This window comes from Verrucosispora sp. WMMD1129 (genome assembly GCF_029581255.1).
Lineage (GTDB): Bacteria > Actinomycetota > Actinomycetes > Mycobacteriales > Micromonosporaceae > Micromonospora > Micromonospora sediminimaris.
In genome coordinates this window covers 2,310,575-2,336,602 of record NZ_CP120741.1, presented here as the reverse complement: position 1 = coordinate 2,336,602, position 26,028 = coordinate 2,310,575, and the positions used below count along the sequence as shown (strand labels likewise).

21 protein-coding genes and 1 pseudogene are annotated in these 26,028 nt (G+C 68.4%); 17 read left to right on the top strand and 5 right to left on the bottom strand.

Annotated features, from left to right (window positions below; genetic code table 11):
* Positions 1-10 precede the first annotated feature (10 nt).
* Genes O7624_RS10685 through O7624_RS10675 form a run of 3 tightly spaced genes read left to right on the top strand, consistent with a single transcriptional unit; the run spans position 11 to position 7,876 of the window.
* Positions 11-2,812 carry a DUF1156 domain-containing protein gene (locus tag O7624_RS10685; RefSeq protein WP_282239886.1) on the top strand — a complete coding sequence of 934 codons (2,802 nt, stop codon included), beginning with the start codon at positions 11-13 and terminating at the stop codon, positions 2,810-2,812.
* A complete protein-coding gene (locus O7624_RS10680; protein ID WP_282239885.1) occupies positions 2,812-4,494 on the top strand; it encodes a DUF262 domain-containing HNH endonuclease family protein in 1,683 nt (560 codons plus the stop codon). The genes O7624_RS10685 and O7624_RS10680 overlap by 1 nt, the downstream gene beginning before the upstream one ends.
* Before the next feature lies 1 nt (position 4,495).
* Positions 4,496-7,876: a Swt1 family HEPN domain-containing protein gene (locus O7624_RS10675; protein ID WP_282239884.1), complete on the top strand. Its 3,381-nt coding sequence runs from the start codon at positions 4,496-4,498 to the stop codon at positions 7,874-7,876.
* A gap of 67 nt (positions 7,877-7,943) precedes the next feature.
* On the opposite strand, the gene O7624_RS10670 is transcribed toward O7624_RS10675, so the two are convergent.
* Both O7624_RS10670 and O7624_RS10665 read right to left on the bottom strand, forming a co-directional pair.
* The gene (locus O7624_RS10670) at positions 7,944-8,879 is read right to left on the bottom strand and encodes an aminoglycoside phosphotransferase family protein (RefSeq protein WP_282240602.1); all 936 of its coding nucleotides are present in this window, start codon (positions 8,877-8,879) and stop codon (positions 7,944-7,946) included.
* A 2-nt stretch (positions 8,880-8,881) separates the two neighbouring features.
* Positions 8,882-10,330, bottom strand: a complete 1,449-nt coding sequence (locus tag O7624_RS10665) for an XRE family transcriptional regulator (RefSeq protein ID WP_282239883.1) — start codon at positions 10,328-10,330, stop codon at positions 8,882-8,884.
* Between the two features lie 179 nt (positions 10,331-10,509).
* On the opposite strand from O7624_RS10665, the gene O7624_RS10660 reads away from it, so the two are divergent.
* From O7624_RS10660 to O7624_RS10620, 9 genes and pseudogenes are all read left to right on the top strand, one after another.
* Positions 10,510-10,968, top strand: coding sequence for a hypothetical protein (locus O7624_RS10660; RefSeq protein WP_282239882.1), 459 nt, complete (start codon positions 10,510-10,512; stop codon positions 10,966-10,968).
* Positions 10,969-11,031: 63 nt separating this feature from the next.
* Entirely contained in the window at positions 11,032-11,835 is an 804-nt protein-coding gene (locus O7624_RS10655) for a hypothetical protein (protein ID WP_282239881.1), read from the top strand.
* Positions 11,836-12,011: 176 nt separating this feature from the next.
* Entirely contained in the window at positions 12,012-12,266 is a 255-nt protein-coding gene (locus O7624_RS10650) for a hypothetical protein (RefSeq protein ID WP_282239880.1), read from the top strand.
* Positions 12,263-12,547 carry a DivIVA domain-containing protein gene (locus tag O7624_RS10645; protein ID WP_282239879.1) on the top strand — a complete coding sequence of 95 codons (285 nt, stop codon included), beginning with the start codon at positions 12,263-12,265 and terminating at the stop codon, positions 12,545-12,547. Before O7624_RS10650 ends, O7624_RS10645 begins: the two co-directional genes overlap by 4 nt.
* A complete protein-coding gene (locus O7624_RS10640) occupies positions 12,544-13,857 on the top strand; it encodes an FAD-binding oxidoreductase (RefSeq protein ID WP_282239878.1) in 1,314 nt (437 codons plus the stop codon). The genes O7624_RS10645 and O7624_RS10640 overlap by 4 nt, the downstream gene beginning before the upstream one ends.
* 126 nt (positions 13,858-13,983) lie before the next feature.
* Positions 13,984-14,253: a hypothetical protein gene (locus tag O7624_RS10635; protein ID WP_282239877.1), complete on the top strand. Its 270-nt coding sequence runs from the start codon at positions 13,984-13,986 to the stop codon at positions 14,251-14,253.
* The gene (locus tag O7624_RS10630; RefSeq protein WP_282239876.1) at positions 14,246-14,866 is read left to right on the top strand and encodes a DUF6879 family protein; all 621 of its coding nucleotides are present in this window, start codon (positions 14,246-14,248) and stop codon (positions 14,864-14,866) included. Before O7624_RS10635 ends, O7624_RS10630 begins: the two co-directional genes overlap by 8 nt.
* 33 nt (positions 14,867-14,899) lie before the next feature.
* Positions 14,900-15,700 (top strand): DUF6082 family protein, encoded by an 801-nt coding sequence (locus O7624_RS10625; protein ID WP_282239875.1) that lies wholly within the window; start codon positions 14,900-14,902, stop codon positions 15,698-15,700.
* Positions 15,701-15,760: 60 nt separating this feature from the next.
* A pseudogene (locus tag O7624_RS10620) lies at positions 15,761-16,339 on the top strand (nitroreductase family deazaflavin-dependent oxidoreductase).
* A gap of 57 nt (positions 16,340-16,396) precedes the next feature.
* Here the strand turns inward: O7624_RS10620 and O7624_RS10615 are convergent.
* Together O7624_RS10615 and O7624_RS10610 are read right to left on the bottom strand one after the other, a co-directional pair.
* Complete coding sequence (locus O7624_RS10615; protein WP_282239874.1) at positions 16,397-17,377, bottom strand: cellulose binding domain-containing protein; 981 nt, start codon at positions 17,375-17,377, stop codon at positions 16,397-16,399.
* 63 nt (positions 17,378-17,440) lie between these two features.
* Entirely contained in the window at positions 17,441-18,028 is a 588-nt protein-coding gene (locus tag O7624_RS10610) for a TetR/AcrR family transcriptional regulator (RefSeq protein WP_282239873.1), read from the bottom strand.
* Between the two features lie 95 nt (positions 18,029-18,123).
* Between O7624_RS10610 and O7624_RS10605 the strand changes: the two genes are divergently transcribed.
* Positions 18,124-18,501 carry a DUF4267 domain-containing protein gene (locus tag O7624_RS10605; RefSeq protein ID WP_282239872.1) on the top strand — a complete coding sequence of 126 codons (378 nt, stop codon included), beginning with the start codon at positions 18,124-18,126 and terminating at the stop codon, positions 18,499-18,501.
* A gap of 206 nt (positions 18,502-18,707) precedes the next feature.
* Entirely contained in the window at positions 18,708-21,044 is a 2,337-nt protein-coding gene (locus O7624_RS10600; protein ID WP_282239871.1) for an acylase, read from the top strand.
* Positions 21,045-21,200: 156 nt separating this feature from the next.
* Here the strand turns inward: O7624_RS10600 and O7624_RS10595 are convergent, their stop codons facing one another.
* Entirely contained in the window at positions 21,201-21,521 is a 321-nt protein-coding gene (locus O7624_RS10595; RefSeq protein ID WP_282239870.1) for a GYD domain-containing protein, read from the bottom strand.
* Positions 21,522-21,774: 253 nt separating this feature from the next.
* Between O7624_RS10595 and O7624_RS10590 the strand changes: the two genes are divergently transcribed.
* From O7624_RS10590 to O7624_RS10580, 3 genes are all read left to right on the top strand, one after another.
* Entirely contained in the window at positions 21,775-23,397 is a 1,623-nt protein-coding gene (locus tag O7624_RS10590) for a DHA2 family efflux MFS transporter permease subunit (protein ID WP_282239869.1), read from the top strand.
* Between the two features lie 388 nt (positions 23,398-23,785).
* Positions 23,786-25,210: an AAA domain-containing protein gene (locus O7624_RS10585; protein WP_282240601.1), complete on the top strand. Its 1,425-nt coding sequence runs from the start codon at positions 23,786-23,788 to the stop codon at positions 25,208-25,210.
* A gap of 145 nt (positions 25,211-25,355) precedes the next feature.
* Positions 25,356-26,018, top strand: a complete 663-nt coding sequence (locus tag O7624_RS10580; RefSeq protein WP_282239868.1) for a hypothetical protein — start codon at positions 25,356-25,358, stop codon at positions 26,016-26,018.
* Positions 26,019-26,028 lie beyond the last annotated feature (10 nt).

Sequence of the window (26,028 nt, the reverse complement as noted above, 5' to 3'; positions counted from 1 at the left end):
AAGGAAATAAATGAAGCGCAAGCTGATCGAGGTCGCTCTTCCGTTGGAGGCGATCAACCGCGAGTCGGCGCATGAGAAGTCTGTTCCAAGGAGGGGACACCCCGCGACGCTTCACCTCTGGTGGGCGCGTCGACCATTGGCTGCGGCCAGGGCAGTGCTCTTCGCCCAGCTGGTTGACGACCCGTCGTCGCGTCCCGATGAGTTCCCAACGGAGGAGGCTCAGCGCGCCGAGCGCGAACGCCTGCATGATCTGTTGAGCCGATTGGCGGCGTGGGAGAACATTCGTGACGAGAATCTGCTCTCGGAGGCGCGCGCCGAGATCATGAAGTCTTGCGGCGGCAACCCCCCTCCAATCCTCGATCCATTCGCTGGTGGGGGCACCATCCCGCTGGAAGCACAGCGCCTGGGCCTCAAAGCGCACGCCAGTGACCTCAACCCGGTGGCAGTTCTGATCAACAAGGCGCTAATCGAGATCCCACCAAAATTCCGGGACTGGGCGCCGATCTTTCCTGGCCTTGCCGATTCCCAGATCCGGACTTGGAAGGGCACTGAGGGCTTAGCCGCGGACGTTCGCGCGTACGGCTCCTGGATGTGCACTGAAGCCGAAAAGCGAATCGGTCACCTGTACCCCAAGGCCATCCTTCCTGGAGGGGTGGAGGGGACCGTGATCGGTTGGATTTGGGCCCGGACCGTTGCCTGCCCCAACCCGGGGTGTGGCATCGAGATGCCACTCGTACGGTCCTGGTGGCTGAGCAAGAAGAAAGGCAGAGAGGCGTACGTCGTTCCGTCGATTGTCGCGGACCCGACCCATGCCTCGGGGCTACGCGTCGAGTTTCACCTTGGACAAGGTGCTGCGGGGCCCTCGACTGATGGGACCATGCCAGGCCGCCAGGGCGCCGTCTGCGTTGCGTGCGATGCAGCCGTTAGCAAAGCTCATATCAAGGCGGAGGGCGTCGCTGGCCGGATGGGTGCCGCCCTATTGGCTGTCGTCGCAGAGGGTAAGCGGCAGCGCATCTACCTCCCGCCGACTGAGGAACACCGCAACGCCGCAAAAGTCGGTCGTCCGCAGGAATCTCCGGATCAAGAACTGGGATTTGATCCTCGGGCTTTATGGACGCCTCTTTACGGCTTGACGAGGTTCTCGGACCTCTTCACCCCTCGGCAGCTGACCGCGTTGACCACCTTCAGCGACCTCGTTGCCGACGCTAGGGAACTAGTCTTGCAGGACGCCCTCAAGGCAGCCATCCCCGAGGGCGAACGGCTGGAGGCCGGCGGCGACGGCGCGGCTGCCTATGCTGACGCCATCGCGACCTATTTGGGATATCTGGGTTCAAAGCTTGCCGATTGGCTCTCGTCCTTGTGTTCATGGATCCCGCACGTCGAGAAGGTCCGGGACACTTTCTCGCGTCAAGCCCTCCCAATGGTCTGGGATTTTATCGAGATTAATCCATTTTCCAACTCTGTGGGAAACGCGAAAGCTCATTTCGAGTGGATCGTGGCGGCGATTGATAATCTCCCGATTGTCGGTCCGGCCGGAATCGCATGCCAGGCGGACGCAGCTGGGCGAGTCAGTGACGGATTCCTGATTGCCACCGACCCGCCCTATTACGATAACATCGGATACTCAGACCTCTCGGATTTCTTTTACGTCTGGCTCCGCAGGTCGTTGCACGGGGTGCATCCCCGACTGCTCAGCACGATGTTGGTGCCGAAGGCCGAGGAGCTTGTGGCCAATCCATACCGGCACGAGGGCAAAGAGGGCGCCAAGAAGTTCTTTGAGGAGGGCTTTCGCACGGTCTTCGCTAACGCGCGGAGAAGCGCGAATCCAGACTTCCCCATCACGGTGTGGTATGCGTTCAAGCAATCCGACACCTCGGACGCGGGCACGGCCTCTTCCGGCTGGGAAACGCTGCTAGATGGCATGATCCGGAGTGGCTGGGCAATTACGGCAACCTGGCCGAGTAGAAGTGAGCGCAGCGGGCGAATGATAAGTGTAGGAACGAATGCCCTCGCTTCGTCCATCGTCTTATCCCTACGACCGCGACCCGACGACGCACCCACCACCGACCGCCGGGGAATGATCTCTGCACTCCAGGCCGAGTTGCCGGACGCCCTGCGGAAGCTGCAGCAAGGCGCGATCGCCCCGGTGGACTTGCCCCAGGCAGCAATCGGTCCGGGCATGGCCGTCTTCAGCCGGTATTCCAAGGTGTTGGAGCCGGATGGATCTCAGATGACTGTCCGCTCGGCCCTGGCACGAATCAACGAAATTCTGGACCAGGTGCTCAGTGAGCAGGAAGGCGACTTCGACCCAACGACGCGCTTTGCGATCGCGTGGTATCGCCAGCACGGCTACAGCACCGGCATGTTCGGTGACGCCGACAACCTAGCCCGTGCCCGGAACACATCAGTGGAGCGGATGGACCGGGACGACATTCTGACCAGCCGTGCCGGCAAGGTGACCCTGATCAAGCCTGCTGACACCCCGGTGGACTACGACGTTATCGCGGACGAGCACACCTCAACGTGGGAGGCGCTGCACCATACGATCCGCATCCTCGAAAACGAGGGCGTGCCGGCGGCAGGCGCGTTCCTGGCGGCCGCGCAGAGCCGCCCGGACGGTGCCGTTGACTCTGACTTGGTCAAGGAGCTGGCGTTCCTGCTGTTCTCGGTCGCAGAGAAGAACGGCTGGACCAAGGACGCCATCAGCTTCAACGCTGTCGCCCAGTCCTGGGGTGACGTGGTTGACGCATCCAAGACCGCCCCGGCGTCTCAGCAGCAGGGCGAGTTCGATTTTTCCGAGGTGGATGACTGATGCCACTAAAGGCGCACGAGCATCCGCTGAAGAAGATCTTCTCTGCTGACTTTGACTTCGTCATCCCGCACTACCAGCGGCCCTACGCATGGGGCACCGAGCAGGCCCTACAGCTCCTCGACGATCTTGAAGACGCCCTCGGCCGGGACGGGGTCGAGCCGTACTTTCTCGGTTCTCTCGTCCTGGTGAAGCCGGATGAGAACGCGCCGCGGGCGGACGTTATCGACGGTCAGCAGCGTCTGACGACGCTTAGCATCCTGCTCGCCGTGCTGCGGGATCTCGCCAAGAACCATGAGGTCGGTGTCGTCCTGCGCGACATGGTCTTGGAGCCAGGGGTAGCCCTTGATGGCATCAAGGCCAAGCCTCGCCTGCTGCTGCGCGATCAGGACTCCGGATTCTTCAAGACGTACGTGCAAACCCCGGGCCGACTGGACGACCTACTGAAGCTCAGCGGTCATGCGCTGGCGAACGACAGCCACCGGGCCATCCGGGACAACGCCGGGGCGCTGCGGGAACGATTGTCGTCTTGGACCGACGAGAAGCGTAGCGCGCTCGCGGCCCTCGCCCGCAACCGAACCTTTCTGGTAGTGGTGAGCACGCCGGATCTGGCCAGCGCCCACCGGATCTTCAGCGTGATGAACGCCCGTGGTCTCGACCTCGAGCCCTCCGACATCTTCAAGTCCGAAGTTGTCGGCTCGATCGACGCGGCGCAGCAGCAGGAGTACGCGAAGGCATGGGAGACCGCTGAGCAAAACCTTGGGCGCGCAACCTTCGCTGACCTGTTCCTGCACCTGCGGATGATCGTGGCAAAGGCTCGCGGCCAGCGCGAACTGCTGATCGAGTTTCCTCAGCAGGTGCTCAACGCCTACACCAAGACCGGTAATGCCACGAGTTTCGTCGACGACATGCTCATCCCCTACGCCACCGCCTACGCGCACCTGCTGAATCAGGACTACGACCAGCACCACACGGACTGGTCCAAGGTCAACAACTGGCTGCAGCGCCTGGTTCAGCTCGACAACAGTGACTGGCGCCCGCCGGCGTTGTGGGCGCTGAAGAACTACGACAATGACCCGGCCTTTCTCGACGCCTTCCTGCGTCGGCTGGAGCGGCTCGCCGCAAGCATGCTGCTGCGACGCGTCTACACCACTCCTCGGGTGACCCGGTACACGGAGCTCCTCAAGCAGCTTGACGCCGGCGCCGGTATCGACGCGGCGGCGTTCGACCTCAGCGCCGACGAGCGGCAGGAGACCCGCGAGCGCCTCGACGGGGAGCTCTACAAGGTGCAGCCGGTGCGGAAGTACGTGCTGCTGCGGCTCGACGAGTTGCTGGCAAACTCTCCCGGTGTCTCCTACCAGCACAAGATCATCAGTGTCGAGCACGTGCTTCCGCAGAGGCCGCGCAGCGACAGCCAGTGGGTTGAGGACTTCACCGCGGATGAGCGAGCCCTCTGGACCCACCGTCTCGGGAACCTGCTGCTGCTTAACCGGAACAAGAACAGCCAGGCGCAGAACTACGACTTCGCCACGAAGAAGGAGAAGTATTTCGGGCCTGCGGCCGGGGTCACCGGGTTCGCCTTGACGATGCGGGTGATCATGGAGCCAGAATGGACGCCGGACGTGCTGCAGCGACGGCAGGCCGAGTTGACGGGGATTCTGGTCAAGGAGTGGGAGCTCAACTGACATGGCGATCTCGAACCGCGACCGTATCGGCCAGATGTTCGACGCGCTGTCTCCGGCGCTGAACGAGTTCATCACGAGAGTCGTGTCTCCCCAGCTGCCGCAAGGTCACGACTGGACGCAGTTGGTCGCGCTTAAGGACGCCAAGAACGGGATTTCGGGGAAGGCCTACTCGACGACGGACCCGCAGCTTCAGCTGCGCATGCTGACCGAGAACATTCCTCACCAGGTCAAGCCCGGCTGGTTCCCGTTCGACGGTCAGCTGTCGAAGCTTCAGCAGTCCTACGCCAGCGAGTTGCGCGACGTGCGCAACGGCTGGGCGCACGGGGCCTCGTTCAGCAACGACGACGCCTACCGGGCGCTCGACACTGCGGAACGGCTGCTGTCAGGGATCGGTGCGTCCGAGGCGGCCGCAGAGGTCGCCAAGATTCGGCTGAACCTGCGCCGTGTCACGGCGGAGAAGGACGACCGCCGTACGCTCAAAGCCGCCGCCGAGACGGCTGACTCGACAGGCCTCCGGCCATGGCGCGAGGTACTCCGACCGCACGACGACGTGGCAACCGGCAACTTCCAGGCCTCCGAGTTCGCCGCAGACCTGTTCAAGGTCGCCCAGGGGCAGGCGGGCAACGACTACGCCGACCCGGTGCAGTTCTTCTCGCGCACCTACCTGACGGAGGGCCTGCGCGACCTGGTCGATCGCGCAGTCCGGAGGATGACCGGGGATGACAACGCGTCCCCGGTGATCAACCTGCAGACCAACTTCGGTGGCGGCAAGACCCACTCGATGCTGGCGCTCTGGCACCTGGCCGACGGGACGCCCCTCGGGTCCTTCCCGCAGGACACGCAGGATCTGCTGGGACCGCTGGGCTACGACACGATCAAGGACGCTCACCGAGTGGCCGTCGTGGGCAATCACTTTGCGCCCACCGGTGAGACCAAGCCGGATGGCACCGAGGTGAGAACCGTGTGGGGCGAGCTCGCCTGGCAGCTCGGTGGCGCTGAGGCGTACGCCATGGTCGCTGATGCTGACCGGGCCAGCACCAACCCAGGCCGCGCGCTGCACGACCTCCTGGCGGCGTACTCGCCGGCGGTCATCCTGATCGACGAGTGGGTGGCCTATGCCCGGCAGTTGCCGGACCAGCCCGACGAGGCGACTGCCGCCGGTATCACCGGCGGCACTTTCGACACCCAGTTCACCTTCGCCCAGTCCCTTACCGAGGCCGCGAAGGCAACCAGCGGAGTGCTGCTGGCGATCTCGATCCCCGCGTCCGAGACGGGGAAGGACCCCAACGAGGTCGTCGCTGGTAACGCTGAAGAAGTCGGCGGTCGCCGGGGCCTTGAGGCGCTGCAGCGGCTGCAGAACGTCGTCCGCCGGGTCGCCGACCAGTGGCGGCCCGCCTCCTCGGACGAGGCCTACCACATCGTCCGGCAACGGCTCTTCGTCACCCCGGACGCGAACGCACTGGCCTCCATCGGCGCCACGGCACGAGCGTTCGTGGAGTTCTACCGCAAGCACAGCGACGAGTTCCCCCGTGAGGCCCGGGACGGGACCTACGAGGACCGGATCAAGCGGACCTACCCGATCCACCCCGAGTTGTTCGACCGGCTCTACGAGGACTGGTCGAGCCTCGAGCGCTTCCAACGGACGCGCGGTGTACTGCGCCTAATGAACACCGTCATCCATGCCCTCTGGGTGGGGGAAGACAACGGTCCGCTGATCATGCCCGGGTCGATCCCGCTCGCGACCTCCGCCGTGAACTCCGAACTCACGCAGTACTTGCAGGACTCGTGGAAGGCAATCATCGACGCTGACGTCGACGGTCCGAACTCCGAGCCGACAAAGATCGATAACGAGAAGCCCCTGCTTCAAACCCGCCGGGTCACCAAGCGGCTGGCCAGGGCCGTCTTCTTCGGCGCCGCTCCGACCATCGGCTCAGCACACAAGGGGCTGGAACGTCAGCGGGTCTTCCTCGGTACCGCGATTCCCGGTGACATCCCGGGCAACTTCCACTCCGCGCTCTCCGCCCTCGGAGACCGGGCGACCTACTTCTACTCCGGGTCGGGCAAGTACTGGTACGACCTTCGGGCCAACATCACCCGCCGAGCCAAGGATCAGGCTGAGCGGCTGCACGTCGAAGAGGTCTGGGCCGAGGTGCGCCGCAGGCTCGCCGACCAGGCCCAGCGGCGCGGCGACTTCGCCGGCGTGCACATCTGTCCCGAGGATCATGGGGACATCCCTGACACGGACGAGGCCCGACTGGTCATTCTGCCTCCCAAGGTCACCCACAAGAAGGGGGACCAGGAGTCCAGCGCCATCAAGTTCGCGCGGTCCGCGACCGATCATCGTGGGACCGCCCACCGGGTACACCGCAACATGCTGGTCTTCCTCGCGGCGGACGTGAACCGCATGGAAGAGTTGGAATCGGCGGTACGGGACTACCTCGGGTGGTCGCACGTGCTGGACAACACCGTCGACCTCGATCTGACTCAGAATCAGCAGAACCAGGCGATGGAAAAGAAGCGGCAGGCCGACCAGACCGTTGATTCCCGGCTACTGGGTGCCTACCACTGGGCGCTTGTGCCGGAGGCACCCGATCCGGGCTCTCCGTTCGTCGTCGGCGCTACGAAGGCAGAGGGACAGTCGACCTCGCTCGCAGAGCGCGTCTCGAAGCGACTCGGTGCCGATGGAGCGCTAGCAACTCAGCAGGCGGCCGCCGCCGTATCGCTTTGGCTCAACCGGTTGCCGAAGCTGTGGGAGAACGGTCACGTCAGGGTCGGCGATCTATGGCGCCAGTACACGACGTACCCCTACATGCCACGGCTGCGGGACAGGTCCGTGCTGGCCCGTGGCATCGCGGATCAGCCACTGTTGTGGCAGCAGGAGGGCTTCGCCCTCGCCCTGTCCTACGACGGGGAGCGCTATGAGGGACTGAAGTTGCCCTCAGACGGCGATTTCGGCCAGGTCACCGACTCCATGCTCCTGGTCAAACCCGAGGCGGCGCTTGCGCAGCGCGAGCGAGACGCGGCACGTGAACCCGGCTCCGAGCCCGGCCCCGAACCGGGACCACCGGCTGATCCTGGTTCCCCGCCCGGTCCCGGGTTCGGACCTAGTCCCGGCCCGGGCCCTGCACCAGCGCAGAAACCAAGGCTCGACTACTTCTTCGGAAGTAAGACCCTCGATGCGACGCACTATGCAATGGACTTCAAGAAGCTGATGGACGAGGTGATTCAGCACCTGACCGCCTCACCCGGAGTCAACTTGAAGGTCCGCGTCGAGATCGAGGCCGACGCCGCCCACGGGTTCTCTGAGTTCCAGGTCCGCACCGTCTCCGAGAACAGCAACGCACTGAGGTTCGATCAAGCCGGCTTTGAAGAGGGGCACTGAGAGTCATCAAGCCGCGCTGACCGGCAACCTTCAGCGGTCCCGGGCACACCCGGTCCGGGACCGCTCGTCATCGCAAATCAGGTACTTTCTGGCTGCTGGACGAGAGGGCGGCGAACGGCGTCCACCGCATCGCTTGCGCGTTGGTGCGGACCGATCGGAGACGATGCCTGAATTCGGTCGTAACAGCGGCTGAGCTTGCCAGGAGCGGCGCGGCGGCGGCGATCATTTTCAGCTCGCGGGCCTCGCGTAGCAGCGGCCAGCACGGATCGGTGGTGACATCGAAGCCGTAGGCGGCGGCCAGCCGGGCGTGGTGACCGCTCCCATCGAAGCGGGTTTCGTCGACGGCTACAGCTGCTAGGTCGACCTGCCATGGGCCGAGGCACGTGGCATCGAAATCACACATGACGACGCGGCCGGAAGGCTCTCTGAGGAGGTTGCCGACGTGGGCGTCGCCATGGATTAGGAGCGGCGGTATTCGGTGTTTCAGGGTCGTTAGCTGCGGTTCCAGCCGGTCACACCACTCCGAGAGGAAGTCGTGCTCGTCTTGGGCGAGCCCTTCCGCGTCCGCCAACCGGCGACGCGCGTCGCCGATCGGGTCCCATTCGGGGAGAGCGATCGGGGGAGTGGGGAGGGAATGAAACTCCCGCAGAACCTGGCCGAGATCGTCGACGGTAGGAGCGGGGCATGCAGGCGGGACGTAGGTCCACACGGAGGCGAGGAGATCACCTACGACCATCGGTTCGGGAGCTGCTGGGGCGAGCCGGATCGTGGGTGCGTCGATCGATGCGAACCAGCGCGCGAGATCGATTACCTTCGCCACGCGGTCGTGGAGTCGATGGGTCCGCGCAATCCGGATGACCAGTTGCGCCTCAGGAAGGGCGAAGACGGCGTTGTTCGTGAGTTGCAGCAGCCGGGCATCGCCGGTCGGTACCGCAAGCTGGGCGGCGAGCTGCCGCATCGCCTCCGTCATCGCTTCCTCAGTGAACCGGCCCGAGGCTCGCATGTTCACCGCCTGACTTTGAGTGTGGCGAGGTCCTGTGCGAATGCGGCAACGTCGGGAAGCCCGTGGTGCCGGGTCAGGTCGCGGCGCAAGTTGTTGACCCGATCGATGACCCGCGCCGAGCTGACGCTCTCGGCATTGAACAGCACGCGGCGCCCGACCGTCAGCGCCTGCTCAGGCTCGTCGGCGAGGAAGAGCGCGCTGCATAGCCCGACCTCGTTGAGCAGGCTGCTCCGCACGTTTCCCGGACCGAAGGCATCGATCGCGTCGGTCACAAAGCGCACCGCTGCCGACCCGTGTTTCTTGTCCTGCCGGGCCTTGTCGCGGTAGACGCGGCCGTACTGGGCGAGCAGCTCGCCACGGTCGTAGAACGCCATCCAGCTTGGCTCTCGCTCTGGGCAGATTCGCTCGAACTGCGAGCTGGACTCAGCGAGCGCCCGTTCTGCGGCTCGATGATCGCCGAGAGCCGCGAGTGAGGCCGCTTCCGCGCCCAGCAGCAGTGAATTGACTGCTGGCGTAGCCTGAGATCCGAGCTGCCCGCGTGCGAGCTGTAATGCGGCCAAGGCGTCGAGATTGTGCCGTAGGTGTTGCAGCTGTTTGGCTTGCGAGTACCGGATCATGGCGGTCAAGGGGCGGTCGTCGGCTGCAAGCGCGGCTCGTTCACCGGCGACGAAATGCCGCTGAGCCTCCGAGTACCGGCCCGTGTCCAAGGCGGTCCAGCCAGCCAGCTGTCGAGCCGCTGCCACAGAAGCGACAAGCTGCGGTGACAGGCTGGCAGGGTGCGACCAGTCGAGCATTCGGTAGACCGATTCGGCGAACCGAGCCACCTCCTCGTACAGCGCACCGCCACCACACTCGGCATCGACCGACCAGTAAAGCTCCAGAACGGCGTTCAAGCGCGCGACATCAGCGGCGCCGATACGTCGGGACTGTAAGCCGGTGCTGCCGCAAAGGAATCCCGCGCCGGCAGCGACAGCAGCGATACCGGCCAGGAGTATCCGCCGGCTCTCATCGGGGCCCTTGGCGGCAATGGCGGTTCGGGGTTCGAGTTTGCTCACGGGGTGATGTTCTCCACCCACAACGTCGAACCACAGGTGCTCTGCGGGGATACGCAGCAGCGCTGCCCAGTGGGCAAGCCGGTCTAGGTGCACCAGCGGAGGCCCGTTCTCCACGCGGCTGAGCTGGGCCTGGGTGATGCCCAACCAGCTCGCCACCACGGCCTGCGGCAACGCTGCTCGCCCGTGGTACGGGTGGTGTCGGTACGCCCGGATCACCCGTCCGAGGTGTCGTTCCATCAGGGCCGCCCGCAGCGGCGGGTGCGACCAGAACGACGCCGGAACCTCCGGCGGTGCGCTCAGCCTGTCGCGCTCGGCGGCCTGGCAGGGCGCGCAGCGTCCGCTGTCGTTGTCGCGGGCCAGGCGTGCGCCGCAGCGGGGGCAGTTCGCAGGTGTCACCGGCAACCTCGCCGTTCGCGGGTGGCTGTGTCCATTGCGCTCCGTCGAGCCTAACCATTCAAACGCCTTCGTGGGCTCGCGGTATACGCGCCACGTATATCGGCAATGCCCACAGCGTTATGAGGATCGAGGGCATCGGGGCGCAGCCTGCGGTGAGACCACCCGACGGAAGGAGCAGGATGCTCACCATCGACCGAGTCGGCACCGGACGGGCGCTCGTCTCCGACGAGCTGTTCGCCCAGCTGACCGCCCGCATCGCTCACGATCACCGCGAACTGGCCCCCGACCTGCCGGCCAGGATCCTGGATCAGGCGCTCGCCTTCCTCGGGACCTGTGCCACCGCCACCGGACCGCTTGGTCCGAGCGACCTGGTCGATATCGGCTGGCACACGTTCATCCTGCACACCCGCGAGTACGCCGACTTCTGCCAGCGCATTGCCGGGCGGTTCATCCACCACCAGCCGGAGCCCACGTCGGAGGAGCCGCCGTCGGGGCCTGAGCCGATCGGTGCTCCGATCTCCCGGACGGTCGCCGCGATCACCGCCGCTGGCTTCGCCGTCGATCATGAACTGTGGGGTGGCCGTGTGGCCGAATGCACCCAGTGCCACGCCGGCTGCACCGACAGCCCGACTCGATAGGCAGGCCATCAGCGGTCCCGGGCATAGACTGCCCGGGACTGCTCGCCCTCGGGAGGCCACCGGATGCCGCGTCGCCGCGACTGGCACGAGCTTCCCGGGGAGGTACGCCGGCAGATCGAACAACGCACCGGTGCGGTCCATGCCGCCTACTCCGTACCGACCGGTGCCTCCTGCGACCTGGCCGCCGTTGTCGACACCGACAGCGGCCGGGTCTTCTGCAAGGGTGGCGAGACTGAGGGCCCGACCGCGTGGCTCTATCGCAACGAGGCCCGCGTCAACCCCTGGCTACCCGATGTGGCACCCCGTCTGCGCTGGACGGTCGAGGCGGAAGGCTGGTTGATTCTCGGCTTCGAGTATGTTGCCGGCCGGCATCCCGACCTTGCTCCGGGCTCGCCGGATCTGACTGCGGTCGCGGACCTGCTCGCCACCCAGAGCCGCCTGCTGACTCCCAGCCCGCCTGTCCAGGTGCAGCGCTTCGCTGACCGTTGGCGAGGGCTGATCGCTCCCGATCTGGTCGACGGCGACACGCTGCTGCACACCGACATGACGCCGCGGAACTTCCTCGTCGGTGACCGGCTGTGGCTTGTCGACTGGTCCAGCCTGGCGCGCGGGGCGGCGTGGATCGACACCGCCCTCATGCTGGTCCGCCTCACCCGCGCCGGCCATGCTCCCGCCGAAGCCGAGGCATGGGCCGCGCAGATGCCGACATGGGCGCGCGCCTCCGACGAAGCGCTGCACGCCTTCGCCGACGGGCTGGTGCGCCTGTGGGAACGCAAGCAGCGTTCCGCGCCCGGCCTGCACCACGGACCGTTGATCGATGCCGCCCGCCGATGGCGAGACCACCGAGTGAGCCGCAACGGTCGGTAGCACGACCCCATACGGCATGTGCATGTCGCCTACTTCGCCCACGTCATACGGCCCGCCCTGCTGATCCACAACTCTGCAGGACATGGCCCGGGGCGGGTGCTGGGCTCCGGTGGTGCCGACCCCGACGGTGCGTCGTCCCCGCCCGCCTCGGTGCCACACCACAGCAGGGGAGGGACATGGATTCGATCGACGAGGTGCTCGGCGAGCTGCCGATGCCGCCGTACGTGACAGCAGAGGATGTCGGCTTCGCCGTGAAGGCGGTGACCGTACACGCCGCCGAGCAGTGGCCCGAGGGGCCGCGCTGCCGGAACGATCGTGCGCCGCACCCGTGCCGGCTGCATCGTTGGGGGCGGCGGGTGCTGGACCGGCGCGGCCTCAGCGACCGGCAGGTGCAGGCGCTGATCGCCGAGCAGGAGGCACCACGGCGATGATCTATCTATCCGGGGAGCGCCTGCACCCACACCACGTTCGTGCCGCCGAATTCGACAGGCGCTGGCGGGGTCTCGACCCGCGCCAGGTGTACGACTACCTCAACCGAGCAGCCGACGAGATCGACAGGCTGCATCGGGAGCTGACGACCGCGAACACCGAGGCCGAGCGGATCCGGCAGGCGCTGCGGCAGTGGCAGTCCCGGCACGCCGACGGCCGACAGGCCCGGCACGCCGACTGTCGGCCGGCAACCCACGACCATCAAACGGGGGAGCGGCAGTGAGCCGCGAGGCGGTGACCCGTTGGCTGCGGCTGGTCGAGGCGGACGCGGAGCTGTCGGCGTACCTCATCGGGGTTGATCGGGACCGGCTCGCCGCGCACCTGACCCGGCAGCTCGCGGCCGGCGGACCGGTTTTGGACGGCTGGCCGGGGCTGCCGGAGGCGCAGCGGCGGCGGGCCGCCGACTACCTGGCCGGGGTTCTCGCCGCCCGCGACCACCCGGTCATCGACGAGGCCGCCGCCCGTTTCCGGGCCGAGCTGCGCTGCCCGGGGCTGCTGCCGGAGCGGGCGACGGCGCTCGTCGTCGCCGCGTTGGCCCGGCTGGTCGGCGGTGGTGGTGACCGGGCCGGGCGGTTGGCGCTGCTGGCGGTGCTCGGCCGGGTGCACCGCAGGTACCGGCTGCGCCCCGAGCACGGCCCGCTTATCGGTGCCGCGTTGGCCACTGTGGCGCCACGACTGTGCCCGGCACAGGCCGGCTGGGAGCAACGGTGGCAGCGGGCCTGGGCGCTGGTCGAGCGCGCCGCCGGGTGGATGGGCGACGGGCCGGCGTTCTGGCCCGCCGAGGTGGTCGGCCGCGACCTGGCCGCCGAGGGCATCGCCATCCTGACGGTACGCCCCTGGCGGCGGCTGCCGTTCCGCCCCGGTCAGGCGGTGCCGGTCTGCGTGCCGCAGCATCCCGGCCGGTGGCGCTGGTACTGCCCGGCCAACGCCCCGCGCCCCGACGGCACCGTCGAGCTGCACGTCCGCGCCGTCCCCGCCGGCACCGTCTCCCGCAGCCTCGTCCACGAGGTACGCCCCGACGACCTGCTCCACCTCGGCCCACCCGTCGACATCGGCCTCAGCCTGCCCGCCGCCCCGGAGCTGTCCCCTTCCGACTGCCCCGACGAGCCGGCATCCGCCAGGGCTGAGCCGGCCAGGGCGGGACGAGCCACTGCCCGGGACCTGCTGCTGGTGGCCGGCGGTACCGGGCTGGCCCCGCTGCGCGCCCTGGTCGAGCAGGTCGCCACCGCGCCGGCCGGTCGTCGGGTGACCCTGATCGTCGGCGTACGCACAATCGCCGACCTCTACGACGCGATCACCCTGGACAAGCTCGACCAGGCACACCCCTGGCTGACCGTCGTCCCGACCTTCTCCCACGACCCGTTCGTCACCCCCGCCGAACAGGGCGACGCGCTGACCCTCGCCCTCGACCGCTACCGCCCCAACCAGCACGTCTACGTCTGCGGCCCACCCACCATGCTCGACCTCGCCCGCCACCGACTTCCCGCCACCGGGATACCCGCCTACCGGATTCACCTGCCCACGATTCGGTGACGGTTCGGTACCCCGTCATGTGCTGAGATCGGCTTCTGATTGCGATAAATCGGAAACGCTCTCGCCGGGGCTGCAACCCGCTGGCAACTATTCTGGGTGCTCGCTCCATCACTCTGGGAGGTGGCGATGGTGGCTCAGTGGGAGGCTGATCGCGCGGCGACGTTCGCGCGGCGTCTCGGACGGTCGGCGGCTGAACTCGGGGAGAGCGGAGGCACGACCACCTGCCCCGACCTCTGGGAGCTGTCCAACGGGGACGTCGCGGTCATCGGCCGAGACCTGACGGCGCATTACGCGGGTCAGTTGCCTCCCGACGTCACCGTCGGGGACGACGAGCGGCTGGTGGTGGTGCCCCGGAGCATGATCATCGCCGCGAAGCCGGACATCCCGGATGCGTGATCTGCTCCGGGCGGCCTCCGGCCAACGACTGAGGCTGCCCGACTACGAGGCTGACTTTTATGGCACGGCCGAGTCGGTGGACGGACCAATTCTCAAGACCGAGCGGCTACAGACCTTCCGCGAGCCGGGCAGCCCGAGCTGGGAGGCGTTCGCTGCCGGGCGGTGGGAGGAGGCGCTGCGTATCGCCGCCGAGCCCAACCCGGAGCTGAAGCGCTTCTTCGACCATCTCGCCGAGTTGGGCTCGGGGCTGCATCGTCTTCGCGTCGTGACACTGCCACTCAGCCCCTACCTGATCTGGGAGCTGCACTTCCTCCGCTTTCGAGCCGAGGTGGGAGAGTTGATCCGGGTGCTCGCCACTACCACGGAGGCGATCCTCGAACATGAGCGCGAGCACGGCATCGTCCCCGAGTTGATGGTGGTCGGCCGCCGGGCGGTCTATGAGGTCCGCTACGACGCGAGCGGGACACCGATCGGAGCGGACAAGTTCACCGACCCGGCGGTGGTGGACGGCTGCCGGGAGCGGGTCGCTTCGTTACTTGCCGAGGCGGAGCCGTTCGACTCCTTCTACGACCGGGAGGTCGATGGGCGCAGGCCGCCTGACGGGCACCTGTAGTAGCCTGCCTCCACCTGTGAGCGTGGAGGCGTGATGCCCCAACTGCGGACGGTTGCCGGCCTGGTACGAAGATCGGCGATGCCGACCGCTTTGCTGCTGGTGATCCTGACGATCCTGGTGGCGGTCCTGCTATCTCCCTTGGGTCTGCTCTGGATCGGCGAACGGCCCGGCTACGACTGGCCGCTTTTGGGCAATGTTGGAGAGGCGTACGGCGCGGCATCGGCGATCCTCGCCGGTCTTGCGCTCACCGGCGTGGTCACCTCGCTGATTATTCAGGCCAGGGAAGCGAAGGCGGCCCGCGAACAGACGCTGCGGGCCCTGCACGCCGACCTGCTGAAGATGGCCATCGACGACCCCGGCTTGCTTGATTGCTGGGGTCCCATCGAACAGCCGTCCGACATCGAGTGGTTCCGCAAGCACGTCTACACCAATCTGATCGTTTCCCACTGGCAACTGATGTGGGAGGTCGACGTCCTCAGCGAGCCGCACCTGCAAGTCCTTGCCGACCAGTTCTTCAAGGGCGAGGCGGGGCGGCGCTTCTGGGCCGAGGCCCGGGGGCCACGGATGAAAGCCGAAACCTCCCGACGGGCGCGCCGCTTCACCGCCATCGTTGATAAGAGGTATCTCGCCGCGCTTGCGGCAGGTCAGCCCGGAGAGAGCGCACAGCCCAGTCGAGCGACCAGCGAGCCAGCTCCGGTCACCACCCCCGACCAGGCCAACGTTGTGCGGAAGGCGGCGAGGCAGTTCGCTCCTTTTGCTGTCGGCGTGGCCGTCACCGCCGGTGCGATCGCCGCAGCCGGGTACGTGGCCGGCCGGTTGCGGACGCCACGGTGACGGCGGCCGCAGCCTCGACATCGCCTGTGCCGCGTCGATCTTGCACTTTTGGTCGGCGAGATGACCGTGATCTGGGTGTTTGCCCCGACAGAAACTACAAGATCGGCGCGGGGGGACCTCGCCGACGTGATCAGCCTTGACGGTGGGCGGTTGCGCGGGGCGGTGTCCATAGGGGTCGCGTACGTTTGGGGCATGGGATTGACGGGTGATTACGAGCCGAGCGCGTTGGAGTGGGTCCGCGAGCAGGTCGAGCGGATCGTGCGTAACGGCACGACCGACGGCGTCACGATCGCCGGCCGGCCCATCGTGCTGATGACCTACCGGGGCGCCAAAACCGGCAAGCTCCGCAAGACGCCGGTGATGCGGGTCGAGCACGACGGACACTATGCGGCCGTCGCATCGATGGGCGGCGCACCCAAGAACCCGCAGTGGTACGCCGCCCTGGTCGCCGATCCGGTGATCGAGCTTCAGGACGGGACCAAGACCGGGGAGTACCGGGCCCGTGAGGTGTCCGGCGACGAGAAGGCCGTCTAGTGGCGCCGAGCGGTCGAGGCGTACCCGGACTATGCCGACTACCAGCGCAAGACCGACCGCCAGATCCCCGTCTTCGTCCTCGAACCAATTTCAGCGAAATCCTGAGCCCGCCCCTCAACGCGCCGATCCTGCCTGGGTCGGCTGACAGCCAGGAAGCCAGGCTCAGGCGTACGTGTCGCCGTACTCGCGGATGTCGTTGACGTCGAGGGTGATCCGGCTGTTGTCGGCCCACTCGCCGGTGGCCTGCTGCCAGCTGGGGTCGTCGCGTTCGTCGATCGCGGACCAGTTCGGGCGATGGTGGCGTAGGTAGATGGGGCCGGTCGACTCGCCGGGGGCGAGTTCCCCGCCGATGAAGGTCAGCTCGATCCAGCCGGGGATCGGGGTGCCGGGCGGCGGGAAGACCGTCGGGGTGGGCGTCGGGGTCGGCGGCAGCGGCGACGTGGTCGTCGCGGGTGCCACTGACGATCCCGAGGCGGGCGGCGATGGCGCAGCCGGCGGTGTCGACACCGGCGCGGTCGGCGGGCCCGGCGGCAGGGGTGGTGGGAAGAACTGGATGTGGCGTTGCACGTTGGCGCAGCCGATCGCCGCCCAGTCGCAGTTGGTGGTCAGCGAGGTGTTCCCACCCTCGAACGTCAGGTGGTAACGCACCCGCACGTCCGCCAGGTCGAGCGGGGCGGTGCCCGTGTTGACGACCTGGAGGACGTGCTGGATCTGGCTGTCCGTCGGTGACCAGCTGAGGTTGCGGTAGCTGACCCGTGCCTTCCCGTACGCGGTGCGGACCGGGGTCACCGGCGAGTCGAGGGAGTACCCGGCGTCGGTGTACGCCCAGACGGTGAGCCGGTATTCGGTGCCCGGCGCGAGATCGGTGAGGGTGAGGTCGGTGCCGGTGGTGGTGCCGAGGCTGCGGTACACGTTGGGGCCGAGCCAGGCCCGCACCTCGTGCCGGATGGGCGTCCCGCCCGGCTCGCCGATCCAGGTCGACGGCGACCAGGTCAGGGTGAGCAGGTGCGGCTCGTTGGCCACCACCACCGGTGCGCCGGGAGTGGTAAGCACCGGATCGTCGGCCGCGTGGGCGACGGCGGTGCCGGAGAGCCCGAGCACGATGCCGAGGACGGCGACGACAGTGACCCGACGAGCACGCATAGTGCGCATGCTAGAGAGTTGCATGCATGAATATCAATGGCCAAGGGTGCAGTCCTGCTCGGCTCAGATCCCTGGCCTCGGCGTGGCGGCGATCTGGGTGACGAGGAAGTCGAGCCGTTCGGCCTGGCCGTTCGGGGGGATGCGCCCGCTCTCGGTCAGGGCGGCTATGCCGTGCAGCGCGCTCCAGGTGACTTCGGCAAACAGTTCGCGTCGCTGATCGTCCGGGTGGAAGCAGCTGACGAACTCGTCGAAAGCGGCGCGCAATGGCGGCGGCGTCTCGGCGTGCGCGAACTTCACGTCGGTCGGCAGCATGAACATGGCCTGGTAGAGAGCCGGCTGCTCGGTTGCGAACTCCAGGTAGGCGCGGCAGACAGCGTGCAGTGCCGCAGGCGGCGCTGGGTCGGTGAGCCGGGCGCGGCGCAGGCGGGTCGCGAGTTCGCCGAAGCCTTCGAGGGCGACGGCCCGCATGATGTCCTCCTTGCCGGTGAAGTGGCTGTAGAGCACCGGCTGGCTGTACTCGACGCGCTCGGCCAGTCGCCGCGTTGTCACTGCCTCCCACCCTTCGGCCTCGGCGAGTTCGCGGGCGGCCGTGACGATCAGCTGGTGGCGCTGGGCGCGCTCGCGTTCGCGGCGTTCGGAGATGGCGGACATGACCTCATCCTAGCAGCGCTAGACATGCTGTCGATGACAACGTATCGTCGCTACAACATCTAGCGCCGCTAGGGATCAAGCGAGGGGAACAAACCATGCTCAGCAACATCGCCACAGTGCTCGCCGGACTGGTCGGTGTGGCCGTCATCGTCATGGGCGCCCTCGCCTTCTGGGCACCGCAGGGCGCGGTCGGTTTCGGCATCCCCGACACCCCGACTGAGGACCGGACCTTTCACGCCTGGCTGTCCGTAAAGGCAGTGCGGGACATCGCCGCGGGGCTCTTCATCCTCATCGTGGTGGTCGGCGGGACAACCCACCTGCTGGGGGGGCTCATGCTGGCCGCCACCCTCATCCCCATCGGCGACGCGCTGATCGTGCTGCGCAGCGGTGGGCCCAAGGCGGCCGTCTACGGCATCCACGGCGCTACCGCAGTAGTGATGCTGGCGATCAGCGTGCTCCTGCTCATCGCGTAACCGGTCGCTCTCGTAGCCGACCGCTTCCATTGATGCGGCGGCTTCCATTGATGCGGCGGCCGGAGCCCCTGCGGGTGAACCCCGATGCGATCCCGGGGCGACCAGGCAGTGACCTGAGCAAATTTCACCACTAGCGTCGGTCGGGTCTGGACAGACATATCTCTCGGGGGAGGACGTTCCATGTGCCACCACCAGCGAGCCGCCCGATGAAGCCACGCTCACTCATCGCCGCGGCCACCGCCACCGTCCTGGTCGCCACCGGCCTCGCCGTGACCGGCGGGACCGCCGTCGCCCACGGCAGCGGCTACTCGGCCCTGATCCAGCGAGCCTCGTACGGCGTACCGCACATCACCGCCCGCGACTTCGCCAGCCTCGGCTACGGCGTCGGGTACGCGCAGGCGGAGGACAACGTCTGCCTGATCGCCGAGAGCGTGGTGACCGTCGGCGCGCAACGGTCCCGGTTCTTCGGCGCCGACACCGACAACGTCGCCAGCGACCTGTTCCACCAGAAGGCGATCGACGACCGGGCCGCCGAGCGCTGGCTCGTCGGCCGGCGCGACGGTCTGCGCGCACCCTCAAACGAGGTACGCGACCAGATGCGCGGCTTCGCCGCCGGCTACAACGCCTACCTGCGGACGGGAAAGGTAAACGACCCGGCCTGCGCCGGCCGGCCGTGGCTGCGCCCGATCACCGAGCTGGACCTGTGGCGTACCCAGTGGACGGCCATGGTCCGGGCCGGTTCCGCCGCACTCGCCGACGGTATCGTCGCCGCCGCGCCACCCCGGGCGGACGGCACCAGCGCGCCGGTGAGCGCCCCGCAGGCCGCGGCGGTCGTGGCCGCCCGGGACGGCGCGCCGGCCGGGGTGGGCAGCAACGCGTACGGTCTGGGACGTGCCGCCACCACCAGCGGTGCCGGCATGCTGCTGGCGAACCCGCACTTCCCGTGGGATGGCGCGGACCGTTTCTACCGGATGCGGCTCAAGGTGCCCGGCCGGTACGACGTGGAGGGTGCCGCTCTGATCGGTGACCCGCTCATCGAGATCGGGCACAACGGCAAGGTCGCCTGGTCGCACACCGTCTCCACTGCCCGCCGTTTCGTCTGGCACCGGCTCACGCTGGTGCCCGGCGACCCGACGAGCTACCGCTATGACGGCCGGACCCGGAAGATGACAGCCCGCACGGTCACCGTCCGGACTCCCGACGGCCCGGTCAGCCGTACCCTCTACGACACCCACCTCGGCCCGGTCGTCGTGGTGCCGGGCCGCTTCGACTGGACCACCGACACGGCGTACGCGATCACCGACGTCAACGCCACGAACAACCGGGCGCTTGACGGCTGGCTCGCCATGGGCCGGGCACGCTCGGTGGGTGAGCTGCGGTCGGTGCTGGACCGGCGACAGTTCCTTCCCTGGGTCAACGTCATCGCCGCCGACCGGCACGGGCGGGCCCTCTACGCCGACCACTCCGTCGTGCCCCGGGTCACCGACGCCCTCGCGGCCGCGTGCATCCCCGCGTCCTTCCAGAGTCTGTACGCGACAAGTGGCCAAGCCGTCCTCGACGGCTCCCGGTCATCGTGTGAGCTGGGCCGGGACCGGGACGCGGCGGTGCCCGGCATTCTCGGGCCGGCGAACCTGCCCACGCTGGTCCGCGACGACTACGTGACCAACTCCAACGACAGCTACTGGCTGGCCAATCCTGCTCGCCCGCTTGTCGGGTACCCGCGCATCATCGGCGACGAGCGGACCGCCCGCAGCCTGCGGACCCGGCTCGGCGTCCACCAGGTGCGCCAGCGCCTCGCTGGCACCGACGGGCTGCCCGGCCGGGGGTTCACCGCCGGCAGGCTGTGGGACGTGACGCTCGGCAACCGGGCGTACGGCGGCGAACTGGTCCGCGACGACCTGGTCCGGCTCTGCGAAGCTCAGCCGACGGCCACCGCCTCGGACGGCACCACCGTCGAGCTGACGGCCGCCTGCGTCGCGCTCCGTCGCTGGGACCTCCGGGTCGACCTGGGCAGCCGGGGCTCGCACTTGTTCACCGAGTTCGCCCGCGCCGGTGGCCTGCGTTTCGCCGACCCGTTCGACCCGGCCGCCCCGCTGACCACGCCGAACCGGCTCGCCGTCGACGACCCGAGGGTGCGTACGGCGCTCGCCGACGCCGTCCAACTGCTCGGCGGCATCCCGCTGGACGCCCGCCTCGGCGACATCCAGACCGAACCGCGCGGCGCCGAACGCATCCCCATCCACGGCGGCTGGCCGGAGGCCGGTGTCTTCAACATGATCATCAACCAGGTGCAGCCCGGCGTCGGCTACCCGAAGGTGCGGCACGGCACGTCGTACCTGATGGCCGTCGAGCTGGGCCGCGACGGGCCGTCGGGTCGGCAGCTGCTGACCTACTCGCAGTCGGCCAACCCGAACTCGCAGTGGTACGCCGACCAGACCCGGCTGTACTCGGCCAAGGGCTGGGACACCATCAAGTTCACCCAGAAGCAGCTGCGGGCCGACCCGAACCTGGTCACGTACCGGGTGGGAGAGCGCCGCCGCTGACCGACGGGAGTGGGAGCCGCGAGTTGCGGCATGTTGGGCGTGCCGTGCTGGGTTGTGGGGTCGCGAGTTGCGGCATGTTGGGCTTTCTGGTTCGCGGGAAGCCGCGAGATGCCGCATGTCGGGTGGCAGCTCGCGTCCTGCCGCCCGACCCCCTTGTCACGCAGCCGGCGGCTGGTAGGTGACGGGCAGCCGGACGGCGGCGTCGATCTCCGCCGTGGTGAGCAGCGGCACGATCCGGGCGTCGACGCCGCCTGCCGCCCGTACGGCGATGCCGAGCGCGGCGGCGGTGACGTTGTCCGGCACCTCGCAGAGCACGTACAGGTCGAACTGGCCGAACGCGTAGTACACCGCCTCCACCTGCCCGCCGGCGTTCTCGATCAGCGCCTCGATCACCTCGGCCCGCGCCGTACCGCCTTCCTTGGCCAGCCCGGCCATTCCCGGAACCGTGTAGATCGCTGTGACCAGGAACTTCGCCACGCTGGCACCACCTTCCCCGCCTCCGCCCGACCCGGTCGCGCCTACCCGCTTTCCGCCCGGTCACGCCTCGCGGCACAAGATCAGCGTGGCCGTGCTCACAGAACGCTCTGCTGGTCGCTAAACGGGCGGCGAAGTGTCGTTGGCGGGGGCTACTGTGCCGTGCGGGCTTCACCACCGCCGTCGCGCTGGCCAGTGGCGCCACGTCGGCCACCACCGCTCGTCCCTTCGGACAGTTCCGACAACAGGAGACTTCGTGACACAGCAATCCGTCGCGGCACCGCAGCCTGTCCCGACCTCGGACAAGCTCGACGCTGCGGTACTCAAGGTGGCCGGCGTCGTCGTGCTCGGTGCGCTCATGTCGATCCTCGACGTGACGGTGGTCAGCGTCGCCCTGCCGACGTTCCAGAGCGAGTTCGACGCTTCGTACGCCCGCGTCGCCTGGACGATGACCGGCTACACGCTCGCGCTGGCCACTGTCATCCCGCTCAGCGGATGGGCCGCGGACCGGTTCGGCACCAAGCGCCTCTACATGATGGCCCTGGCGCTGTTCACCATCGGCTCGGGCCTGTGCGCCACCGCCGACACGATCGGCGAGTTGATCACGTACCGGGTGTTGCAGGGTCTCGGCGGCGGCATGCTCATGCCGATCGGCATGGCGATCATGACGCGGGCGGCCGGCCCGAACCGGATCGGCCGACTGATGGCGGTGCTCGGCATCCCGATGCTGCTCGGCCCGATCGGCGGCCCGATCCTGGGCGGCTGGCTGATCGACGTGGCGAGCTGGCACTGGATCTTCCTGATCAACCTGCCGATCGGCATCGTCGCGCTGGTGTACGCCCAACTGGCCCTGCCGAAGGACAGCCCGCAGCCCTCCGAGTCGTTCGACTTCCTCGGCATGCTGATGCTCTCGCCGGGTCTCGCCCTCTTCCTGTACGGCGTCTCCACGTTGCCCGAGGCCGGGACCTTCGCCGACGCCGAGGTGTGGGGGCCGATGCTGGTCGGTGCCGCACTGGTGGTGGCGTTCGTCGTCTACTCGTTCAAGCCCCGGCACCCGCTGCTCGACCTGCGGCTGTTCCGTAACCGCAGGCTGACCGTCGCGGCGTTGACCATGTTCGTCTTCATCATCGCCTTCATGGGCGCCGGCCTGCTGTTCCCGAGCTATTTCCTCCAGGTACGCGGTGAGTCGACCCTGCACGCCGGCCTGCTGATGGCCCCGCAGGGCATCGGCGCCATGGTCACCATGCCGATCGCCGGCATGCTCGCCGACAAGGTGCCGGTCGGCCGGACGGTGCCGTTCGCGCTGCTGCTCATCCTCGCCGGTTTCTTCACCTTCACCCAGCTCGACGCGGACACCTCCTACGTGCTGCTCTGCGGCTCGCTGTTCGTGATGGGCCTGGGTATGGGCGGCACGATGATGCCGGTGATGACGTCGGCGCTGAAGACGCTTACCGGGCACGAGGTGGCACGAGGGTCCACGCTTGTGAACATCCTCCAGCAGATCGGCGGTTCCGTCGGTGCCGCGGTGATGTCGGTGATCCTCACCAACGAGCTGAACGGCTCCCGGCAGATCCCCGGCCTCACCGACGAGAACGGCAACCCGGTCACCGAGGCCGGCCTGGCGATCGCCGCCCAGCAACGGCCGGAGCTGGCACAGCAGCTTCCTGACCCGTCACTCGTCGAGCGTGGGCTGGACTTCGCCGCCAACTCCTTCGCCACCACCTTCTGGGTAGCGTTCGCCCTGGTGGCGGCGACGTTCATCCCGGCCGCGTTCCTGCCCAGGCGGCGGGAACGGTCCCACCTGCTCGACGACCAGCCCGGGGACCAGCCTGGGGAGCAGCCGGGCGATCAGCCGAAGATCCCGGTCATCGTCCACTGACCGCTCCGCCCGTCTCGCGGAGCCAGCCCGCTCGGGTTGGCTCCGCTTCGGCGTTGCCGGCCCGCAGCTTGGCTGCCAGCTTGCGGCATGTCGGGTCTTCCGGGCCGTGGGAAGCCCCGACATGCCGCATATCGCTCGCGGCGCTTGGCGTTCGGGCGGGCTCGCGGCGCTTGGCGTCGGTGCGGGCGGGACGGCGCGTGGTCTCCGGGTGGGACGGCGCTCGGCGTCGGCCCTCGCGGCTTGCGGCATGTTGGGCCTTCCGGGCGGCCGGAGACCCCGAGATGCCGCAACCCGTGGGCTGCCGCCGGGCGCTGGGCTGACTGTCGCCGGGGTGGCAGGGTGAGCGCGGGACAGGGCAGCTGGCGGTAGGGTGCGGCCGGTGGGGAAGATCGGGTTGACGCCGGAACTGGCGGTGCCGCGGGAGCTGGCGGTGCCGCCGGCGATCGAGGCCGAGCGGGTGATCACCGCCGTGCTGGCCGACCTGCGGTCGGGCGAGCACCGGGGGGTGGTGGTCGACTCGCCGCCGGGGGCCGGCAAGTCGACTCTGGTGGTACGGGCCGCCATCGAGTTGGCCGCCAGCTGGTCGGGCGACACCGATCGGGGCGGCGGTGGGCCGGGTAGCGCCGCTCCAAGCGGTGACGCGCCGCGCCGTGGCGAACCGCTGATGATCATTGCGCAGACGAACGAGCAGGTCGATGACCTGATCGACCGGCTCGCCAGCAAGGCGCCGCAACTGCGCCTCGGGCGGCTCTCGGCGGGTGACTACCGGGCGTCGCCCCGGGTGCGGGCACATGCGCAGGTCCGGGTTGCCGCGAAGGTCACCGACCTGGCCGCCTCGGCCGTGGTGATCGGTACGGCGGCCAAGTGGGCAACTGTCACCGAGGGCTGCTGGCCATGGGCGATCGTGGACGAGGCGTACCAGATGCGCTCGGACGCCCTGCTGCGCGTGGCCGGCAGGTTCGAGCGGGCCCTGTTCGTGGGTGATCCGGGGCAGCTCGACCCGTTCTCCACTGTGGAGAGTGGCCGGTGGGCCGGGTTGACCTGGGATCCGATGCAGTCGGCGGTGGCGGTGCTGCTGCGGCACAACCCGCACCTGCCGGTGCACCGGCTGCCGGTCTCCTGGCGGCTGCCCGCCTCGGCCGCACCGGTCGTGTCCCGCGCGTTCTACCCCTTCACCGGCTTCCGTTCCGGCACCGGCCCTGACGACCGAACCCTGCACCTCACCGAGCCCGGGTCGGGTGACGCCGTCGACCGGGCGGTGGAGTCGGCCGCCGCCACCGGCTGGGCGCTGCACGAGCTGCCGGCCCGGCACACTCTGCGTACCGACGGGGAAGCTGCCGCCGCGTGCGCCGCGCTCGCGCTGCGGGTGCTGCGGCGCGGGGCGGTCGCGGTCTCCGAGCAGGCGCCCGGTGGCGCGCCGGTCACCGCGGACCGGATCGCCGTCGGCGCCGCCCACCGTGACCAGGTCGCGGCCATCCGGGCGCGGCTCGGCGAGGCCGGTGCGGACGTCACCGTCGACACCGCCAACCGCCTCCAGGGCCGGGAGTACGACGTGACGATCGTGTTGCACCCGCTCTCCGGCCGACGCGACGCGACCGCCTTCCACCTGGAATCGGGGCGGCTCTGCGTGCTCACCTCCCGGCACCGGCACGCCTGCCTGGTGGTGGCCCGCGCCGGAATCGGCGAACTGCTGGACGCCCACCCCTCGACCGAGGCGCCGCAACTGGATGTGCCGGTCCGGTTCCCCGACGGATGGGAGGCCAACCAGGCCATCCTCGCGCACCTCGCCGCGGTGCCGCAGCCGCCGGATTGACCAGCGGCGACGGCATGCAGGATGAACGGATTCACGCCGTCGTCGATCACCGGGATTCGTGTCGGTGTCCCGATACAACGGCAATTCAGATGATCTGTCGCCGTCTATAGCGTGGGATGCCTAGGCCGTCGGAGAAAGGCGGACCATGTCATCCCCATCTGTTTCGTTGTCCCGGCGCGGGCTGCTCGCCGGCACCGCGGTCGCCTCGGCCGCAGCCGTCACCGCAACCGTCGTCAACTCACCCGCCGGGGCGGCCGTCCCGGTCAACGCGGCAGCATCGGCGGTCATCCGCGACGGGATCGCCACCGCACGACTGGCCGCACCGGCGGCCCTGCAACCGGACCTGCACGAGCGGCTGGGCGCCTGGCTGGCGTTCTGGTCGGCGAATTCACCGCGTCGTTGGAGCGTCCCCGTCGAGGTGGTCGGCGTGGCCGACGCCGCCGGGGCGGCGTTCACCCTGCGTGCCGTCCGGGTGGTGGTGGAGGACCGGCCGCTCGACGCGTTCCTCGCCGGCCGAGCCGACCGCGCGCACCTGGGCACCCTGGCCAGCCTGCACCACCACTTCGGCCAGGTGACCGTCGCCACCGGCGGTGGGCTGCGCGTGGTCGACGCTACGGCTGGGTTCACCAACTCACCCGAGCAGGTCGCCTTCGCGGTCGCGGCGTGCCGTGAGCTGTGGGGCGTGCGTACCGCCGGTGCCGCCACCTGGCGTCACCAGGTGGGCCGTCCCGACGCCGCCTCCCGTTCCGGCTGGGCGGCCTTCACCCGGGCGGCACTGCGGCGCGGGCTACGTACCGACACCTACTGAACGAACCGGA

What these genes read in the sequence shown, in the direction of transcription:
- O7624_RS10675 (WP_282239884.1), top strand. Translation starts at nt 4,496, where the DNA reads ATGGCGATCTCGAACCGCGACCGTATCGGCCAGATGTTCGACGCGCTG.
- O7624_RS10600 (WP_282239871.1), top strand. Translation starts at nt 18,708, where the DNA reads ATGAAGCCACGCTCACTCATCGCCGCGGCCACCGCCACCGTCCTGGTC.
- O7624_RS10630 (WP_282239876.1), top strand. Translation starts at nt 14,246, where the DNA reads ATGCGTGATCTGCTCCGGGCGGCCTCCGGCCAACGACTGAGGCTGCCC.
- O7624_RS10680 (WP_282239885.1), top strand. Translation starts at nt 2,812, where the DNA reads ATGCCACTAAAGGCGCACGAGCATCCGCTGAAGAAGATCTTCTCTGCT.
- O7624_RS10625 (WP_282239875.1), top strand. Translation starts at nt 14,900, where the DNA reads ATGCCCCAACTGCGGACGGTTGCCGGCCTGGTACGAAGATCGGCGATG.
- O7624_RS10645 (WP_282239879.1), top strand. Translation starts at nt 12,263, where the DNA reads ATGATCTATCTATCCGGGGAGCGCCTGCACCCACACCACGTTCGTGCC.
- O7624_RS10610 (WP_282239873.1), bottom strand. Translation starts at nt 18,028, where the DNA reads ATGTCCGCCATCTCCGAACGCCGCGAACGCGAGCGCGCCCAGCGCCAC.
- O7624_RS10635 (WP_282239877.1), top strand. Translation starts at nt 13,984, where the DNA reads ATGGTGGCTCAGTGGGAGGCTGATCGCGCGGCGACGTTCGCGCGGCGT.
- O7624_RS10650 (WP_282239880.1), top strand. Translation starts at nt 12,012, where the DNA reads ATGGATTCGATCGACGAGGTGCTCGGCGAGCTGCCGATGCCGCCGTAC.
- O7624_RS10605 (WP_282239872.1), top strand. Translation starts at nt 18,124, where the DNA reads ATGCTCAGCAACATCGCCACAGTGCTCGCCGGACTGGTCGGTGTGGCC.
- O7624_RS10685 (WP_282239886.1), top strand. Translation starts at nt 11, where the DNA reads ATGAAGCGCAAGCTGATCGAGGTCGCTCTTCCGTTGGAGGCGATCAAC.
- O7624_RS10615 (WP_282239874.1), bottom strand. Translation starts at nt 17,377, where the DNA reads ATGCGTGCTCGTCGGGTCACTGTCGTCGCCGTCCTCGGCATCGTGCTC.
- O7624_RS10580 (WP_282239868.1), top strand. Translation starts at nt 25,356, where the DNA reads ATGTCATCCCCATCTGTTTCGTTGTCCCGGCGCGGGCTGCTCGCCGGC.
- O7624_RS10655 (WP_282239881.1), top strand. Translation starts at nt 11,032, where the DNA reads ATGCCGCGTCGCCGCGACTGGCACGAGCTTCCCGGGGAGGTACGCCGG.
- O7624_RS10660 (WP_282239882.1), top strand. Translation starts at nt 10,510, where the DNA reads ATGCTCACCATCGACCGAGTCGGCACCGGACGGGCGCTCGTCTCCGAC.
- O7624_RS10670 (WP_282240602.1), bottom strand. Translation starts at nt 8,879, where the DNA reads ATGCGAGCCTCGGGCCGGTTCACTGAGGAAGCGATGACGGAGGCGATG.